Source organism: Sorangium sp. So ce117 (genome assembly GCF_051524395.1).
In the GTDB taxonomy this organism is placed as follows: Bacteria; Myxococcota_A; Polyangia; order Polyangiales; family Polyangiaceae; genus Sorangium; species Sorangium cellulosum_B.
On sequence record NZ_CP150309.1, the window covers coordinates 10,587,952 to 10,605,495 of the forward strand.

Consider the following 17,544-nt stretch of genomic DNA (forward strand, 5'->3'; position numbering starts at 1 on the left):
CTCGGGCGGTCGGGCCCCGATCACGCGAGCGAGGAAGCCCGCGTCGGCGCGAGCGCCGCAGGCCTCGTCGCCTTCACGGTGGTGGAGGGAACGAGGCGCAGATGCGGAGCCCGATCACCGGGTCGAGGAAGGTGCCATCAACGACGGTCCGGTTGTCACTTCGGACCGAGGTTTGATCATAGATATAAGCACCACCTCGCAACAGCACTTTGTCGGTCTCGATGGAAGAAATGGCCCACTCCAGCACGTTTCCCGCCATGTCATCGACCCCGAACGGACTACGTGAGGCGGGGTGCGAGCCCACCTCATCCGGCCCCATCGTGGAGCTCTCCTTGCCGTAGGTCTCATCGAAGTTGGCGTCGCCGGGAGACAGCCTGTCCCCGTGCGGGAAGATGCGGCTGTCGGCGCCCCGCGCCGCGCGCTCCCACTCGTAGTCGGTGCAGAGGCGGGCTCCGCGCACGCGGCCTGTCCTGTGGAGCCACGCGGCATACTCGGTGGCCTGAACGAAGGAGATGCCCGTGACAGGGAAACGAAGCCAGTCCTGCTGCGCGCGGACCGCCCGCGATGGGTACACGAGCGGCTCCCCTGCCCGCGCGGTATACGCCTGGACCGTGGGCTGGATCGTGAGCTGCCACACACCGTTTGGCAGGCGGCGCAGCCCCAGGGCGCCTGTCATGGCGCCGTTGCCCGCCTGGATGGATGAGCTGCCGCGGGACTCCTTGGGGAGCTCCTGGATGTAGTCGAGCCACTCCTGGAACGTCGTCTCGTGCCGCGCAATCAGGTACGCGCCTGTGCGGATCTCGTGGAGAGGAACGGTGGAGAGGAACGCCCACCGGTACATGTCGTCGAGGGCGGCGCCGAAGAGGAACCGGCCCGGCGGGATGTAGATGTACCCGGGAGGAACGTCCCCGGCGTGCGGCAGCGGGATGGAGAGCTTCAATGACTCTCCGCGTTGGACCAGGAACGGATAACGCACGATGGTGCGATTCCGCGCCTCGCAGGTGAGCAGGTAGGAGCCCTGCGCGAGCGCGATGCTCGCGAAGGGCGTCGTCCCGAGGAGGCGCTGGCCGGTCAGCTGCCGGCGCCCCTCCGCGTCGCTCTCGTACCGCTCCAGCGTGATGTCCGCGCCGGGGGGATCGGTCTCGATGGCGACCTCCGCGGGCGCGTTCCATCGCTGCCGGCGCGCGCCGTCGGGATCGTACGTGGTCATGCGCTGGAGCAGCTCGTCGCGCAGCGAGGCGTGGCCGCGCGCGTCCGCGGCGAGCGCGCGCTCGTAGAGCACGTCGCCGAGCCGCGCGCGCGCGTCGTTGCGGGCGCCGTCGAGCGTGAGCGCCGCCTCCAGCTTCTGGCTCACCTGCAGCTGCAGCCGCTCGGCCTCGGCGGCGCGACCCTGCGCGCGCTCCCAGAGCGCCTCCCCCTCGTCGCGGCGCCGGCGATCGAACGCCGAGAGCGCCTCCGCGCGGATCGCCTCGGCCTCCGCGCCCTCGAGCGCCGCGGCGGCCGACGTGAGCGCGGCCTCGTGGATCTTCCTGTCCGCCCGCGCGGCGAGGTGGCGCGCCGCCCTGAGCTCCAGCGCGCCGTAGAGCAGCGCGGCGACGAGCGGGACGCCCACGACGAGGGCCCACCGGACCGCGCGCTGCGTCAGGACGGCGCGCCGCGACGCCCTCAGGAACGCCGCCTCGCGCGGCGGCAGGTCGGCCGGGTCGAGGCCCTTCGCCTCCTTGAGCTGGCGCGCGCTGAAGAGCGCGTCGCGGCGCCGGCCGAGCCGCTCCCACTCGGCGGCCGAGGCGTCGAGGCGCTGGCGCGTCGCGCGCTGCTCGCGCTGCTCCTCGAGCCAGTGGCGCAGCGTCCCCCAGCCGTGGATCAGGGCCTCGTGGGCGATCTCGTAGACCGTCCCCTGCTCGCCTTCGCGGGCGAACAGGAGGCGGCCCTGCACGAGCGCGTCGAGCGCCGCGCGCGCCGCCCCGTCGCCGCCCTTCTCCGCGAGCTCGCCCTCGGCGCGCCGCGCCCGCGTGCCCTGCGGGGTGATGAGCGCGCCGAGCAGCCGCCGCGCGGCCGCGTGGACGTCGGGCGGCATGCGGCCGAGCACGCGATCGGCGTGGCGGGCGAGCGCGCCCTCGACCCCGCCGATCTGCGCGAGATCGGCGCTGCTGAGCGGCGCGTCGGGCGCGGCGCGGGCGTCCCAGAGCTCGGCGAGCGCGAACTGGAGGAGCGGCAGCCCGCCCTCGGCGCGCGCGGTGGACTCGACGAGCGCGTCGACGACCGCGTCGGACTCGAACGCGACGCCCTTGGCCAGCGCCGGCCCTGTGATGGCCTCGCGGAGCTTGTCCGCCGACATCGGGCGGAGCAGGTAGAGCGCGCGCTCGATGTCGTCGCCCAGGCCGGAGATGCCGGCGACGCGCGCGAGGAAGTCGCCGCGCACCGTGGCGAGCAGGCGCAGGGAGGGCGAGCGCGCCGCGAAGGCGCTGAGCACCTCGCCGACGAGCGCCGCCTCGCCCGGGCTGCTCAGCGTCGCGAGCTCTTCCATCTGGTCGATGAACAGCACGAGCCCGCCGCGCTCGCCGAGCCGCGCGCGCAGGTCGCGGGCGAGGGAGCCCGGCGCGGCGCGCACGGCCTCGGCGATGCGCTCGGCGGGCGCGCCGAGGACCGGCTCGAGCGCGGCGGCCAGCGCGGCGAGCGGGTGCCGGCCGGGCACCATCATGGCCGCCTGGAAGGCGCGCCCGCCGCCGAGGGCGCCCTCGAGCACGAGCGAGAGCACGCCGGCGCGGCAGAGCGAGGACTTGCCCGAGCCCGAGTCGCCGGCCACGACGATCATGGGCTCGGAGCGGAGCCGGTCGAGGATCGTCCCCGTCTCGGAGCTGCGCCCGTAGAACACCGCGCGGTGCTCGAGATCGAAGACGAGGAGCCCGCGGTAGGGGTTGCCCTCCGGGGCGACGGAGGCGTGGCGGTTCCTGGCGAGCAGCTGTTCGAGCGCGTCGCGCAGCTCGTCGCCCGAGGCGAAGCGGTCGGCCGGGTCGATCTCGAGGCAGCGCTCGATGACGGCCGCGAGCCGCGGATCGACGCCCGGCGCGAGGGCGGCGAGGGGCCGAGGCGCCTCGGTCTGGACGACGAGCGGCAGCTCGGTCATCGGCACGTCGTCGTGCGGCGGGACGCCGGCGCAGAGCTCGAAGAGCAGCGCGCCGAGCGAGTACACGTCGGAGCGGCGCGTCGCGAGCTCGTCGCGCCACAGCTCGGGCGGCAGGTAGTGGGGCGTGCCGCCGCCGACGCTCGTCGTCACGTCGAGCAGGCGCGCCGCCATCTCGGCCGCCTCGCGGAACTCGCCCTCGAGCGGCTCATCGCCGGACGCGATCGCCGCGTCGGCGTCGCCCTGCGCTCCTCGCAGGGCCTCGCCGCCAGAGAGCGCGTCCGCGCCGAGCGCGTCCGCGCCGAGCGCGTCGGATCGCCCTCCGGGCATGTCCGATCGCCCTCCAGGGACGTCGGATCGCCCTCCGTGGATGTCGGATCGCGCCCCGCGCGCGTCGGGTCGCGCGGCCGGCTCGAGGAGCTTTGCGAGGCCGAAGTCGAGGAGCTTCGCCTCGCCCTCCGCGGTGAGCACCGCGTTGGCCGGCTTGATGTCGAGGTGCAGCACCCCCCGGCGGTGGGCGGCCGCGAGGCCCCGCGCAAGGCCCGCCCCGAGCTCGAGCACGCGGCGCGAGGGCATCGGCACGTCGACGCGGTCGAGGCTCTGGCCGCGGACGAACTCCGAGACGACGAACAGCCGTCCCCGGAGCTCGCCCACGCGGAAGATGGCGACGACGTTCGGGTGCTGGATGCGGGCGGCCGCGCGCGCCTCGGCGAGCAGCCGCGCGCGCACCTCGGCGTCCGCGGTCGCCGCGCGGATGAACTTCATCGCGACCATGCGGTCGAGCAGCGTGTCGTGCGCGAGGTAGACGTCGCCCATGCCGCCGCTGCCGAGCTTCTGGAGGAGCCGGTACTCCTCGAACCGTCTCGGCGGGTGGAAGCTCGACGGGCCGGGGCTGTCCGGGCCGAAGCTCGACGGGGCGAGGCTCTCCGGGCCTACGCTCGACGGCGGCGGGGCGTCGCCCGCCCGCGGCTGCGTCTCCGCGCCGCCGGGGCGCAGGATCGCCTGCGAGAGGGTTGGAGCAATCTTCTCTTTCACGAGGGCCCGCCTCGCGCCAAGCGCCCGGGGACTATACCCGAGCCGAGCGTTCCCTGTGGGGTCCGCCGCCCGACGCCGCGCAGTCCACCCGCGCTCAACCCTGGCCCAGGCCCGTCGACTGGCCCGCTATGTAGCGCCACACGCCCTCGCGGCGCGCATAGATCTGCGTGGAGCGGAACCGCGCGCTGAACGGCTCGCCACGCCAGGTCCCTTCGTCGCGCACCACGCAGGTCACAACGGCGAGCTCGCCGTAGCTGCGCACGCTGACCTCCTCCGCGGCCTGCGCGCTCCAGCGCAGCGCGCCCCCCTCGACCGCCTCCAGGTACTCGGCCTTCCCCCAGAGGGCCCCCTGGGAATTGACGTAAGAGAAGTCGTCTGCGAGGAGAAGCGCGAGCTCGGCGAGGTCGCGCGTCACCAGGGCGCGGGCGCGGCGTTCCATGACGTCACGGATGGCTTGCCCGAAGGCGGGGTGTTCGTCGGTCATGGAGGTCCGCGGCTCCACGCAGTGTTACCCGTGCGCCCCGACGCCGTCGACGGTGAAGTCAGGCCGCGACGAGGTGTGGCGTGGCGGACGGCGCCGGCAGGATCGCGGGCATCGGACGGCGGCGGCCTGGGGGATCCGAAGGCCTTGGGGCGCATCGCGGAGCGCGCGAACAGGCGCATCGTTCAATTCGGTCCATGAGGCCGCGTCAACCGCGTGGCCATCGACCCGATCATGAATCAACGATTTTGTTCCGTAAGGCCCGTATACCGCGGAGAACCCTGTTGCGGTTCCTGGCAAGGCACATCCACCGGGGTAGCGTGGCCAGGCAGTCACGGTCGGCCCGATGCATCCGCAGGCGCTCGCGCAGGGGACATGCGATGTAGATCTCCAGGAGCGCGAGGTGGTGGCCGTTGATCGCTCTGCTCACCGAGCTATCAATCGATTGGTCAACCGAAGCGGACCCCGCTCATCCCGGGTCTACCTGCCGTCTTGAGTCACTACCCCCGCGAGAACATAGCTCGTGTCAGCCGCGAGCGCGACCACCGCCGCACCCGGCGGGAGCCCGGCGGCGCTCGGTTTCCAGCTCGCGCCTGCGTCGTGGCTGATCGAGACACCTTCCGGTGACGTCCCCACGAGGACGTTCGGGCCCGCGTCGCCGAGGACCCAGGTCGGTGAGCGATCCGTCAGACCGTCAGCGAGATGCCACGTCAGTCCCTCGTCGATGGACCGGTACACCCCTCCCGGGTTGTGCCCGGCGAGGAGGGACTCGCCATGCACGTGAAATCGGAGCGGCTCCACGTCTCCCACTCTCCGCCAGCTCCCGCCACCGGCGGCAAGCCGATAAAGACCCCTGCTGTACAGAGCGGCGTAGATCCACGTGTTCTTGACCGCCAGGTCAAAGACCTGCGATCCATCGGGCAACTCGCGGCCGAACGGGATCCACGCCTCGGCGCCGTCGGGGAGGACGAAGACGCCCCCGGAATCGGTCCCGGCGTACACGACGGCCCCCTGGACCGCGAGGGATCGTACATTCGGGTCGATGAGGCCCTTGGAAATTGGACGCCAGGAATGGCCCGCGTCTTCCGTGACGAAGACCCCCGCCCCCTTCGTCCCAGCGAAGAGACGGCGTCCCGCGACGGCGAAGCACTGCACCGCGGAATCCGAGGGCATGTCGCGTCCCGCCCAGCTGTGCCCGCCGTCCGCGGAGACAAAAAGTCCGTCATCGGAGCCGGCATATGCCGTCGTCTCCTGGACCGCGAGGGCGTGGATTCGTCCTCTGGTGGGAAGCCCCCGCCCGGCCGGGCTCCAGGACAGGCCGTGATCGTCAGACCTGTAGACGTGAAAGGAAGAGGTACCTTGTGGCCGGTTCGGGTCGGTTCCGAGCGGCATGGCGTCCCTTCGTTCCGTTGGTTCCGCCGTGCGACCAGCCCGCTGCTCCGGCTGCGGCCGGTCGTGAACCCCGCCCATCCACAGGCCAAAGGCGACGGCGACGATGACCACTGTGGTGAAGACGAACCAGCCGAGCCTCCGGTTCACAGGCTTTGAAGGGGGAATACTCATCTGCGATCCCAGCGAGCAAGACCTGTTGCCGATCTCGCAAGTGCCCCATGGTCTGGCGTGCGAACGTCGGCACGGGCCCCGGTCCATGCATCCCACGCTGCGGGGGTGACGGCAGGCTGGCGGCTGCTAGGACGCGTCGCGATCTACGTCAGCGCTTCCTCTGCGCCGGCCGCGGTCACGGCCTGCTCAAGCCATCGGTGCAACGTGGCCACGTCGACGCAGCCGTCGATCTGCGCCTCCAGCGCGGGACTGAGCGCGAGCCCACGCCGCGCCAGCACCGTGCGTAGCGCGGCGCGCGCCTCGGTCAGCCGGCCTTCCTGCTGGCCCTCCTCGATGAGCTCCTCCTTCACCTCCGGGCTGTCCGCGAGCAAGGTGCGCAGGATCCCCTGCCGGCGCGCCTCGATCTCGGGATCCTCCGAGCGAGCGAACCGCCGCTTCAATTCCTCCTGGGTCCACGGTGACATCGGCATGTACTGTAGCATGGAGAGCACCCATTCCACTTCCCGCCGCGGTGCGACCCACCGGGCGAAATCGTCCAGGGCCCGCCCCGAGCGCGCCACCAGGAACGGCACCAGCTCGTCCCGCAACGGCAGCTCGTTGGCCGCGATCCAGAGAAACTGAAACGGCGAGGGGCCGATGCGGTAACAGCCTGGCGCAAACCGCTCCAGCGCCCGCACACCGTGCAGCCACGACGGTACGTGGGGAGCGACGAACCACAGCGGCTCCTCCCCCATCCACGGCGGCACGCGCTCCTCGACCCGCTCGACCTCCCGCGCCTGGCGGCGCAGCAGCGCCCGCTTGAGCTCCACGACGTCCACGTGATCGCCGGGCATCTTCAGCTCGACGAGCGTTTCCTCATGTCCCCGCGCCTCCGGCCATGGCGCAGCCAGGGGCGCCAGGCCGTCGGGCCGCAGCACCCGGAGGTAGCCGTCGGCCTGCACCCGATCGAGGCGAACCTCTGGCGCCTCCTGCCATGCGGCGGCGCCGCCCGTGACCCGCGCCGCTTCCTCCGCGAACGTCTGCTTCGCGAACCGGTCCAGCTTTCCCACACGGCTCTGATATCGATGCTCGGGCACAAGCGCACTTGAAATAACCACTCTGATCAGCAGAAATAGAGAGATCATTCCGGCAGAACACGCGTAATTGCGTGAGCCTGGGTGCGCCGGGGACCCGGAGACTCACGACGGCCGGCGGGCATGGTCGTGCTGCCCTTCGAGGACGAGCCCCGCGTGCATCCTCGAACCGATCCGAGCTTTCCCCGGGCGGTCCGCCGCCCGACGCCGCGCGACGGGCTGGCCAACGGGCGCGCAGATCTGCTCTGTTACGGTGTTGCGGCTGTTGTCTACACCGGCCACGGCGACCTCGCGTGGCCAGGAGCGATCTCGAGGTGGCAGCGAACATGCGCAGATCCCCGCGGAACGACGCCGGCCTCCCCCGTGGCTCACGGACCTGGGAGCCATGAGCGACGTCGACGTCCGGCTCGCCTGCGAGCCGCTCGGTGAGTGCGTCGTGCTGGAGCTCGCGGGGCGCGAGGCCATGGACGCCCTCTCGTCCTGGGAGGTGCGCGTCGCCGTCCCCGACGAGGTGGATCTCGCGGCGCTCCTCCGCGCCCCGGCGACGCTCGCGCTCGTCGATCCCGCCGAGGGCACCGAGCGGGTCGTCCGCCTCCTCGTCGTCGAGGCGAGCTGCGATCTCCGCCGCGGCCGGGAGCGGATCTACGCGCTCCGCCTCTCGGATCCGCCATGGCTCCTCACGCTGCGCGGCGGCTACCGGGTCTTCCTCGAGAAGACCACCGAGCAGGTCGTGACCGAGGTGCTGGCGGGCGCGGGCATCCCGGCGGCGGCGATCCAGCCGCGGCTCGCGGACGCGTACCCGGTGCGGCCCCAGTGCGTCCAGTACGCCGAGGCGGAGTGGGCGTTCATCGAGCGCCTGCTGGCCGACGAGGGGATCTCGTACTGGTTCGACACGACGGCCGAGGGCGAGCACCGCATCGTCCTCGGCGACGGCAACGGCTCGCACGACGGGATCGAGGGCGGCGCGGCGCTCCCCTACGCCGGGGCCCGCGGGGCGAAACTGGGCGCGCGCGCCCTCTCGTCGCTCGAGTGGGAGGAGCAGGCCGTGGCCGATCGGGTCACGGTGCGTGACTTCGACGTGCGGCACCCGGACGTCTACGTCGACGGCCACGCCGGCGAGGGCGAGCTCGCGTGGCTCGAGGTCCCGGCCGGCGTCCCCACGGCCGAGGCCGCGGAGGCGCGGGCCAGGCGGCGGCTGGAGCAGCTGCAGCGCGACAAGGTCACCGTCACGGGGGAGAGCGACTGCATCCGCCTCGGGCCAGGGCGCCTCGTGGAGATCACGGGCGCGGGGGCAGACCTCTTCGAGCAGAGGATGCTCGTCGCCGAGCTCTCCCACCGCTACGCGAGGCCGAGCCGCGACGGCGGCGCGGCCACGGCCTACGGAAACCGGATCGCGCTCAGGCCCACGAAGGCCGCGGACGGCGGAGATCACCCGCCCTTCCGGCCCGCGATCCGCCCGGCGCCCGCGGTGGAGCACATCGACGGCGCGGTGATCACGGGGCCGCCCGGCGAGGAGATCCACGTCGACGATCTCGGCCGGATCAAGCTGCGCTTCCTCTGGGATCGCTCCGGGATCACGGACGACCGCGCCTCGCACTGGATCCGCTGCCTCCAGCACCCGCTCGGCGCCTCGATGTTCCTGCCCCGCGTGGGCTGGGAGATCCACGTCGGCTACCTCGACGGCTCGCCGGATCGCCCCTTCGTCCTCGGGCGCGCCTACAACGCGACCGCCGTCGCGCCGTTCTCGCTCCTCGCGGCGTCGGCGACGACCGCGCTCCAGTCGTGGACCACGCCGAGGAGCGGCGAGACCCAGGGGATCACGATGGTCGACGACGCGGGCGCGGAGGCGCTCTCGATCCACGCCTCGCGGGATCTCTCGGTCAAGGTCGGCGGCCCGGAGACGACGCGGATCGACGGCGACGACGCGCAGGTCGTCGGCCTGTCGCTCACCAGCAACGTGCTCGGGAGCCACGCCGCGCGCGTCGGGGCGACCCAGCGCGTCGACGTGGGGCAGGAGATGCTCCTCTCGGTCGAGGGAGCGAGCGCCGAGCTCGTCGGCGGGGCGGAGCTCGTCGACGTCACCGGCAACCGCGCCGTGCTGGCCAGCGGGTCGTGCGTCGAGGTCGTGGGCGGCGGCTACGCGCTGCTCTGCAACCAGTCCAACGTCAACGTGAGCGGCGGCTGCGCCCGGGTGGTGCTCGGGACGACGTCGATCGCGAGCGGCCTCGGCGTCACGGAGTCGGTCGCGGGGGCGCGCACCTACGCCTGCCGCGGCTCCCGGACGATCCGCTGCAGCAGCTACGCCGAGTCGATCAACGGCGGCAAGCGGAGCCAGGCGGGCGCGGTGCACGAGCGGGCCGCGGGGAACGTCGGCGTCAAGGCGTCGATCGGGACGATCACGGCCGGGAAGGTGTCGATCGGCGCGGGCGGGAAGGTGTCGATCAGCGCGCCGGTGGTGACGATCCAGGCCAGCGGCAGCATCGCGGCGGGCACGATGACGCTGGGCGGCGGCAAGCTGAAGACGACCGGCGGCGTCACCCACGTGGACGGCGGCACGACCCGGCGCGCCAGCGGAAAGGCGGGCAAGTGAGCGAGCGACCCATCCTGCTCGAGATCCCCGGCGTGGACGCCGAGCTCCGCGTCCACGCGTGCCAGGTCGAGGAGCGCGCCTGCGCCCCGACGGTGGCCCACGCGCGCTGCGCCGCCTTCGTGGGCGGCGAGCCCGCCGAGCTCGCGGCGCTCGATCTGATCGGGCGCGCCGCGACGCTCACGCTACGCTTCCACGGCGTCGAGCGGCGCTTCGCGCTCGCGGTGGAGGCCGTCGAGGAGCGCGACGCCCACGCGCGCGTGACCCTCGCCTCGCCGGTCGCCCGGCTCGACGAGACGCGCGACTACCGGGTCTTCGTCGACGAGAGCGCAACCGAGATCGCGGCGCGCGTCCTCGGCGATCACGGCGTCCGCCTCGACCTCCGCGCCCGCCGCGCGGCGGCGAAGCGGCCCCACTGCGCGCAGGTCTTCGAGAGCGACCTCGGCTTCTGCGCCCGCCTCCTCGCCGAGGAGGGCATGAGCTGGTTCCCGGACGACGGCGATCCCTCGCTCCTCCACGTCGCCGACGCGCCCGAGACGTTCCTCGACACGGGCGCGGCGATCCCGTGGCGCGACGAGGCGGGGCTCGTCCCCGGGCGAGCCCTCACCGCGGCGCGGATCCGCAGGCGGGTGGCGGTCGAGAAGGTCGCGCTCAAGGCGTACGATTTCACGCGGCCGATGCTCGATCTGAGCGGCGCCTCGGGCGAGGGCGCGCTCGAGTGGTACGAGGTCCCGGGCGGCCTCGACGACCCGGACGCGGGCCGCGAGCTCGCGGCGATCCGCCTCGCCGAGCGCCGGGCCGGGGCGACATCGCTCGAGGGCGAGGCCACGGCGCCGGAGCTCCGCGCCGGCGAGATCGTCGAGGTGACCGACCCGCCCGAGGAGCTCGGCGACGCGCGCTGGCTCGTGCTCGCCGTCGTGCACGAGGCGAGGGCGGAGGGGGGTCCGGAGGAGCTCGCTTACCGCGCTCGCTTCGAGGCGGTCCCGGCGCGCGACGGCTTCCGCCCGGCGCGCCGGGCCCCCGAGCCTCGCGGCGGCGCCGGGACCGCGGTGGTCACCGGGCCGCCGGGCAAGGAGATCGCCCTCGACGAGCACGGCCGCAGCCGCCTCCAGCTCCGCTGGGATCGCCGTGACACGTGCGAGACGTGCGACACGTCAGACCACCGGAGCTCCGGCTTCGCCCGCGTGACCCAGCCGCAGCTCTCGGGCGCGATGCTGAACCCGCGGGTCGGCTGGGAGGAGCTCGTCGGCTTCAGCGACCGGGGCGGGGAGATCCCCGTGATCCTCGGCCGGATGTACAACGCCGTCCAGGCGCCGCCCGCCGCGCTGCCCGCGAAGAAGGTCGAGGCCCGCCTCGGCACGCGGGCGACCCCCGGCGGCTCGGGCGGCAGCGGCGTCGGGATCAGCGACGAGGCGGGGAACGAGCGCCTCGGGCTCGACACGTCGGGCGACTACCGGGAGCGGACCGAGAACGACAAGCGGACCGAGATCGCCGGGCGATCCGAGCGCGTGGTCGGCGGCGCCCGGACGGTCGAGGTCAAGGAGCGGCGGGTCGAGAAGGTGGCGGGCGCGCTGTCGCTCGAGGTGGGCGGCGAGCGCAAGGTGGCGGTCGACTCGAACTACGGGCTGAAGGCGGCCTCCGAGGCGATCACCGTGGGGGGCGCCCGCGTGATCCGCGCCGGCGGCGACTACCTCACCGTGACGCCGAGCTTCGTCCGGATGGTGGGCGGCGCGAAGCAGGAGGTCGGCGTCGAGCACCAGAGCGTGTTCGTCAAGGGCGCCTCGACGCTGCTCGTCGGCGGCTCGGTGAGCACCACCGCCGGCCCGTCGGAGTCGGTGGGCGTGGCCGGCGCGGCGATCGTGAAGGTCTCGGGCGCGCAGACCATCGACGCCGGCTCCTACGGCCTCACCGTGCGGGGGCTCTACGCCGAGAGCTTCGGCTCGCGCAGCGTCACCGCGGGAGGCGACGTCGCGGAGAGCTTCGGCAAGGTCACGACCACCTCGCGGGGCGCCGCCGACATCACCGGCGCCGAGATCGCCGTCGAGGCGGCCGCGAAGCTGACGATCAAGGCGCAGGGGGTGACGATCACCATGACCCCCGGCTCCATCACCATCTCGGGCAAGCTCGAGGGCCCGACGTCGAGCGTGGAGGAAGGGGTTCATCGCTATGGCTAGGTCGCGCACGGTCCAGCAATCGGCCGCCCGCCCCGCGCGGGGCGAGGCGAAGCCCCTCGGCCCCGGGCTCCACCCGGGGGTCGTGGAGATGATCGCCGCGCGCGGCGAGGAGAGCGACGCGCGCCCCGCGTTCCAGGTGCGCTCGAGCGACGGGCGCCGGCTCCTCGCGACGCTCGCCGCCGGCGTCTCGCCCGCGTTCATCGAGGAGTGCATGCGCGAGGGCCGCACCGTCGTGCTCGCGGACGCACCCGGGGGCGTCGCCATCCTGGGCGCGCTCCAGACGGCCTCGGCGCCGGCGCCGGACGCGCAGGGCACGCTGGCGCTCGACGCCCGCCACCTCCGGCTCCGCGCCAGGGAGACGCTGGAGCTCGAGGTGCCGGGATCGAGCCTCCGGATCGAGCCCGGCGGCGCGGTGCGGATCGAGGGCGACCGGCTGGTGATCGACATGGCGGCGCTCGTGCGGATCTTCTCGGCGCGGGTGGAGCTGCCGTGAGCGGCGTCGCGCTGACGATCGAGGGCGATCCGGATCTCTCGCCGTCGCGCGTCCGCGGCGTGGAGCGGCTCGGGGAGGCCTCGGCGTTCGAGATCGATCTCCATGGCCCGACGGACGCGCTCGTCGCGCCCGGGAGCGTGCTCCGCAAGGCGGGACGGCTCGCCATGGACGCGCCCACGGGGAGCCGGACGTTCCTTGGCGTCGTCACCCGGTTCGCCGTGATCGCGAGCGATCACGAGCACCTGCGGGCTTACCGGCTCACGCTCGCGTCGCGCTTCGCGTTGCTCGCGCTCACCCGGAGGGCGCGCACGTTCCAGGAGATGACGGCGCCGGAGATCGTCGAGCAGGTGGTGCGAGGGGGCGGCTACAGGATCGTGCGCAAGCGGCTCGCCGCGTCCTACGCGAAGCGCCGCTACGTCGTGCAGTATCAGGAGAGCGACGCGGCGTTCGTCCGGCGGATCTGCGAGGAGCACGGGCTGTATTTCCGGTTCGAGGACGACGGCGAGGGCGAGGTGTTCGTCCTCGAGGACGACTCCGCCTCCGCCGAGGACGCCTACCCGGGCGGCGTCGCGCTGGTCACCCGCAGCACGCTGGACGAGCCGGGGCCCGTCGCGGTGGACACGGCGCGGCGGCTGCGGCGCGCGGCCGGCAAGGTCGTCCTCCGCGATCACAGCCCCGATCAGCCCCGGCTCTCGCTCGAGGCCGAGGCCTCGGGGGGCGTCGAGGCGGAGCGGGACGTGGAGGTCTACGAGGCGCCCGGCGGCTTCGCCTCGCCGGCGGAGGGCGCGGCGCGCGCGCGGATCCGGCTCGAGTCGCTGCGCGCCGAGGCCGCGCGCCTGTCGTTCGACAGCAACGCGCTGGCGCTCTCGCCCGGCGCGCGCTGCCGCCTCGTGGAGGCGCCGGACCACCACGGCGTCGTCCAGGCGGCGGGCGACTGCGTGGTGACCGACGTCGCGCTGCGCTGGGACGCGGGCGACGGGGTCCTCCGCGCTAGCGTCGGGGCGATCCCGGCCAGCGTGCCGTTCCGCCTGCCGAAGGTCACGCCAAGGCCACGCATCGCTGGGGTGCAGTCGGCCTGGGTCACCGGCGAGCGCGGGCAGGAGATCCACCCCGACGCGCTCGGCCGCGTCCACCTCCGCTTCCACTGGGATCTGCACGGCGAGGGCGACCAGCGGAGCAGCCTGCCGGTGCGGGTGGCGCAGCCGCACCTGCCGGATCCGATGCTCCTGCCGCGCGTGGGCTGGGAGGTCTTCGTGATGTTCGAGGACGGCGATCCGGATCGCCCGGTGGTGCTCGGGCGCTCGTACAACGAGAAGCAGCGGCCGCCCCTCGCGCTGCCCGCGAACAAGACGGTGACCTCGATCGCGACCGACAGCTCGCCCGGCGGGGGGGCGCGGACGGCGATCCAGATGGACGACGCGGCCGGCCGCGAGCACGTCCTCGTGCACGCGCCCTTCGCCAAGGAGACGGCGGTCGGGGGCGATCACGAGGCGCAGACGCTGAAGAACGAAGATCTCCAGGTCGGCGCCGCCCTGCAGGCCGAGGTCGGGGGCGACGAGTCGACCTCGGTGCACCTCGGGTACATCGGCGGCTACGGCTCCCGCAGCGTGACGGTGGGCGCCGCGCAGCGCCAGAGCGCGGGGGGCAACTTCGTGAGCGAGGTCGGCGCCGAGACGGCCGTGGTGGGAGGGATGCTCGTGGAGCAGGCCGGCAACCCCGTGAAGGGCGCGGCCAACCTCGCCGCGTCCGCGCTGCTGTCGAAGGTGAGCGCGCGGGGCGCCGCCGGGCAGATCGCGGCGTCCGCGATGGGCGCGTCGCGCGCGGCCTACGAGGGCTACCAGGCGAAGGGCGCGGAGGGCGCGCTCGCCGCGATCAAGGACAGCGCGGCGGGCAGCGCGATGTCGCTGCTGCCGGGGGGCGAGGCGGTCCTGGCGGCGGTGAAGGGGTCGTCGAGCCCGATGCCGTGGGATCACGGCCGGCCCGCGCAGGGCGAGGCGGCGCCGGGCGGCGGGGCCGCGGGGGCCAGCGGCGCAGGCGGCGGCCCGGCGGGCCCCGGCCCGGGCCACCGCAGCGTCGTCGCGAGCGGCTCGTACACCGAGGCGGTGGGCGCCCTCTACGCGCTGACCACGCCGGGCCCCGTCTCGTGGGTGACCGCCGGCCCCGCGACGACCGTGATCAACGGGAGCCACACGAGCAGCGCGGCGAGCGCCGGCCTCACGGTGGGCGGCGGCCTCGGCGAGTGGCTCGGCTCGCTGAACATCGGCAGCCGGGGGGCGATCACCCGGAGCGTCGCGGGGGCCATGACCTCGGACGTGAAGGGCGCGCTGAAGATCAGCGCGGGCGGCTCGTACACGCTCACCGCGAAGAGCGCGCTCACGCTCGAGGTGAGCGGGAACCTGAAGCTCGGCGGCAGCCCGATCACCTTCCGGTGCGGCGCGTCCGAGATCTCGGCGACGCCGGCGGGCGTCACGATCAAGTCCCCCTCGATCACCATCACCGGGAGCTCGAAGCAGTCGGGCTCGGTCACGCACCGATGAAGCTCACCGTGCTCGGCCTCGGCCTCGTCTCGCCCGCCGGCGCTTCGGCGCGCGATCACGTCTTCTTCCCGCGCGCCGGGGCGCCGCCGCCCCCGCCGTCTCCGTTCATCGGGCCCGACGGGCGCCGGATCGACGCGCGCTACTGCCCGTGGATCAGGCCCTCGCAGGCCGACGCGGGCCGCCTCCTCGCGCTCGCCCGGGGCGCCGTCGCCGAGGCCCTCGCGGCGCTGCCGGGGGGCGACGCCGCGGGGATCCCGCGCTTCGTCGTGACGCCGGCGCCACGGCCGGGGTTGCCCGAGGGGGCGCTCTCGGAGCTGGCCCGCTCGCTCGGCCCCGCGGCGCAGCGCTTCACCGGGGCGGCGGGCGCGTTCGCGGCGCTGGCGCGGATCGCGGAGCTGCTCGCGGGCGGCGCGGGCGGCGCCGCGCTCCTCGTCGGCGTCGACTCGTACGTCGGGGTGGACGCGCTCGCCGAGCGGCGGCGGAGGCCGGAGAGCCCGTGGCTGCTCGCGCCGCCGCCGCCGTCCGAGGGCGCGGGGGCGCTGCTCGTGGCCTCCGCGAAGCAGGCGTCGCGGTGGGGGGTGGCGGCCGTGGGAGAGATCGCCGCGAGCCGGCACGCGCCGGGGCGCGCGACCGACGAGGACGACGAGCCCGTCGACGCGGCGGCGATGACCGCGCTCCTCCGCAGCTTGCCTGCCGCTGCCGGGCCGATCCAGGCCGTCTTCGGGCAGGGGCGTGCTGGCGCGCTCCGGTGCCGAGAGTGGCAGTTCACGACGGCGCGGTGCGCGGAGCGGCTCTCGCCGAGTTATTTCGATCGCTGCCTCGAGGCGGAGATCGGCGAGCTCGGCGCCGCGGCGGGCGTGATGGGCCTCGCGTGCGCGTTCGCGACGCTCCGGCACGGCGCGGCGCCGGCCGAGGCCGGGAGGTCGTTCGTGGCCTGGGCGATCTCCCGCGATGGCACCCGCGGGATCGCGCTCGGCGCCGCGCACCGCGCGGGAGCGGGCAAGGTCGCGGCGGGAGCGGAGGGGGCGCTTCCGGTGATGACGCCGCTCTCGGGGGCGGTGATCGCGCGGGGGGTGGAGCGCAAGGCGTTCGTCCCGCCGCCGGTCGAGACGGAGGAGCCGGGAGACGAGGCGTGGCTCGAGGAGGGCGCCGGGGAGGTGGGCGCGGCGGCGGCGATCGCTGCGGCGAGCATCGCGGCGGCGAACGATGTGGCGCCGGCGCTCCCGGAGTTGCCGCGCGAGAGCGCCCCCGCGCCGCTGGTGCGGCTCGACGCGGGGCGCGTGACCGAGGTCACGCTGGCGGGGTTCTACGCGTCGGTCGTGGATCATTGCGCGGAGCTCGTGGCCGCGCTCGCGCGGGATCGCGTCGAGGGGCGGCGCTCGTGGCTGCCGGAGACGGAGGCGCGGATGCTCCGGCAGATCGACGCGATCGTGGCCGCAGGGCCGCGGGCGCTGATCGAGGTCGCCGCGCTCTGGGAGCGCTGGATGGACGACCCGTGGAAGTCGTTCGCGGGCGCGATCTCGCTCGCCGCCTTCGCTGGGGACGACGCGCTCGCCGCGATCCACCGGGCGGCGCACCTGCTCCCGCAGGACGCCGAGGACCATGCGATCGCCGTGGCCGAGGCGCTCGCGCTGGTCGAGCGGCCTGGGCTCGCGGGGCTGGCGCGGGCGCTGTCGGCGTCGGCGCACCCGATCGCGCGGGCTGCCGGCGTGAACCTGCGCTCGATGCGCGGCGAGCTGCCGCTCGAAGGGATCGGCGCCGCGCTCGCCGACGAGCACGACGCGGTGATGCGGGCCGGGATCTTGGGCTGCGAGCGGCTGCCGCCGGCGCAGCGTGCGCGCTTCGTCGAGCGCTTGCGGGAGATGTGTGGAGGGGCATCCCCCGCCGTGGCCTGGTCGGCGGCGCGGGTGCTCGTGATCGGCGGCGAGGTGGAGCTGGTGCGCGACGAGGCGCTGTGCGCGCGGCTCGGGTTGTACGCGACGGAGCTGTTCGCGCTGGCCGGGGAGCCGGGCGACTGGCCCCGGCTCGAGAGCCTGCTCGGCCGCCACCGGCCGACGCGCGCCGCGCTCTCCGCCGTGGCGCGCTTCGGCTGCCCGGCGAGCGCCGAGTGGATGATCCAGCAGCTCGACGACGAGGCGCTCGCGGACGATGCGGCGGAGGCGCTGCGCACGCTGTTCGGGCCGGTCGTCGAGGAGGCGCGGGAGCTGGAGGCCGGGGCGTGGCGGGAGGCGATCGCGGCGCAGCGGCTCGATCCGAGGGGGCGTTACCTAGGGGGGCGAGCGCTCTCGATCGCGGTGGCGGTGGAGGAGTGCGCGTCGAAGAGGCTGTCGCGTATCGCCGTGGAGGCGCGCGTTGATGAGCTGCGCGCACGGCTACGGCTGCCCGACGCGGTCGACGTGAGCGGGTTCTGGGCGAGGGCGGAGGTGAACCTGGCCGCGTTCCTGAAGGTGGCGCGGAGCCGGGGCTAAGCGCTGGGG

General features: G+C 74.2%; 9 protein-coding genes. 5 read left to right on the plus strand and 4 right to left on the minus strand.

Translation table 11 applies throughout. From position 1 onward, the window contains the following. Positions 1-73: 73 nt before the first annotated feature. The 4 genes from WMF46_RS39715 to WMF46_RS39730 all read right to left on the minus strand — a co-directional run bounded on the left by WMF46_RS39715 (position 74) and on the right by WMF46_RS39730 (position 7,252). Complete coding sequence (locus WMF46_RS39715; protein WP_437981971.1) at positions 74-4,159, minus strand: nSTAND1 domain-containing NTPase; 4,086 nt, start codon at positions 4,157-4,159, stop codon at positions 74-76. A gap of 94 nt (positions 4,160-4,253) precedes the next feature. Then, a complete protein-coding gene (locus WMF46_RS39720) occupies positions 4,254-4,643 on the minus strand; it encodes a nuclear transport factor 2 family protein (protein WP_437981972.1) in 390 nt (129 codons plus the stop codon). Between the two features lie 477 nt (positions 4,644-5,120). Beyond that, positions 5,121-6,203, minus strand: coding sequence for a WD40/YVTN/BNR-like repeat-containing protein (locus WMF46_RS39725; RefSeq protein ID WP_437981973.1), 1,083 nt, complete (start codon positions 6,201-6,203; stop codon positions 5,121-5,123). 143 nt (positions 6,204-6,346) lie between these two features. Then, positions 6,347-7,252 carry a hypothetical protein gene (locus WMF46_RS39730; RefSeq protein WP_437981974.1) on the minus strand — a complete coding sequence of 302 codons (906 nt, stop codon included), beginning with the start codon at positions 7,250-7,252 and terminating at the stop codon, positions 6,347-6,349. Positions 7,253-7,661: 409 nt separating this feature from the next. Here WMF46_RS39730 and WMF46_RS39735 point away from each other — a divergent pair, with 409 nt between their 5' ends. From WMF46_RS39735 to WMF46_RS39755, 5 genes are read left to right on the plus strand one after another with little or no spacing between them, the layout of a single operon-like run. Then, on the plus strand, positions 7,662-9,866 hold the full coding sequence (locus tag WMF46_RS39735) for a type VI secretion system Vgr family protein (RefSeq protein ID WP_437981975.1): 2,205 nt from the start codon (positions 7,662-7,664) through the stop codon (positions 9,864-9,866). Beyond that, positions 9,863-12,037 (plus strand): type VI secretion system Vgr family protein, encoded by a 2,175-nt coding sequence (locus tag WMF46_RS39740; protein WP_437981976.1) that lies wholly within the window; start codon positions 9,863-9,865, stop codon positions 12,035-12,037. Before WMF46_RS39735 ends, WMF46_RS39740 begins: the two co-directional genes overlap by 4 nt. Next, the gene (locus tag WMF46_RS39745; protein ID WP_437981977.1) at positions 12,030-12,530 is read left to right on the plus strand and encodes a hypothetical protein; all 501 of its coding nucleotides are present in this window, start codon (positions 12,030-12,032) and stop codon (positions 12,528-12,530) included. The genes WMF46_RS39740 and WMF46_RS39745 overlap by 8 nt, the downstream gene beginning before the upstream one ends. Further along, a complete protein-coding gene (locus tag WMF46_RS39750) occupies positions 12,527-15,067 on the plus strand; it encodes a type VI secretion system Vgr family protein (protein ID WP_437981978.1) in 2,541 nt (846 codons plus the stop codon). The genes WMF46_RS39745 and WMF46_RS39750 overlap by 4 nt, the downstream gene beginning before the upstream one ends. Then, entirely contained in the window at positions 15,064-17,535 is a 2,472-nt protein-coding gene (locus WMF46_RS39755; protein WP_437981979.1) for a hypothetical protein, read from the plus strand. Before WMF46_RS39750 ends, WMF46_RS39755 begins: the two co-directional genes overlap by 4 nt. Positions 17,536-17,544: the final 9 nt, after the last annotated feature.

Excerpts from the sequence above, each read along its gene's own strand:
- WMF46_RS39720 (WP_437981972.1), bottom strand. The coding sequence starts at position 4,643 with ATGACCGACGAACACCCCGCCTTCGGGCAAGCCATCCGTGACGTCATG.
- WMF46_RS39725 (WP_437981973.1), bottom strand. The coding sequence starts at position 6,203 with ATGAGTATTCCCCCTTCAAAGCCTGTGAACCGGAGGCTCGGCTGGTTC.
- WMF46_RS39735 (WP_437981975.1), top strand. The coding sequence starts at position 7,662 with ATGAGCGACGTCGACGTCCGGCTCGCCTGCGAGCCGCTCGGTGAGTGC.
- WMF46_RS39745 (WP_437981977.1), top strand. The coding sequence starts at position 12,030 with ATGGCTAGGTCGCGCACGGTCCAGCAATCGGCCGCCCGCCCCGCGCGG.
- WMF46_RS39755 (WP_437981979.1), top strand. The coding sequence starts at position 15,064 with ATGAAGCTCACCGTGCTCGGCCTCGGCCTCGTCTCGCCCGCCGGCGCT.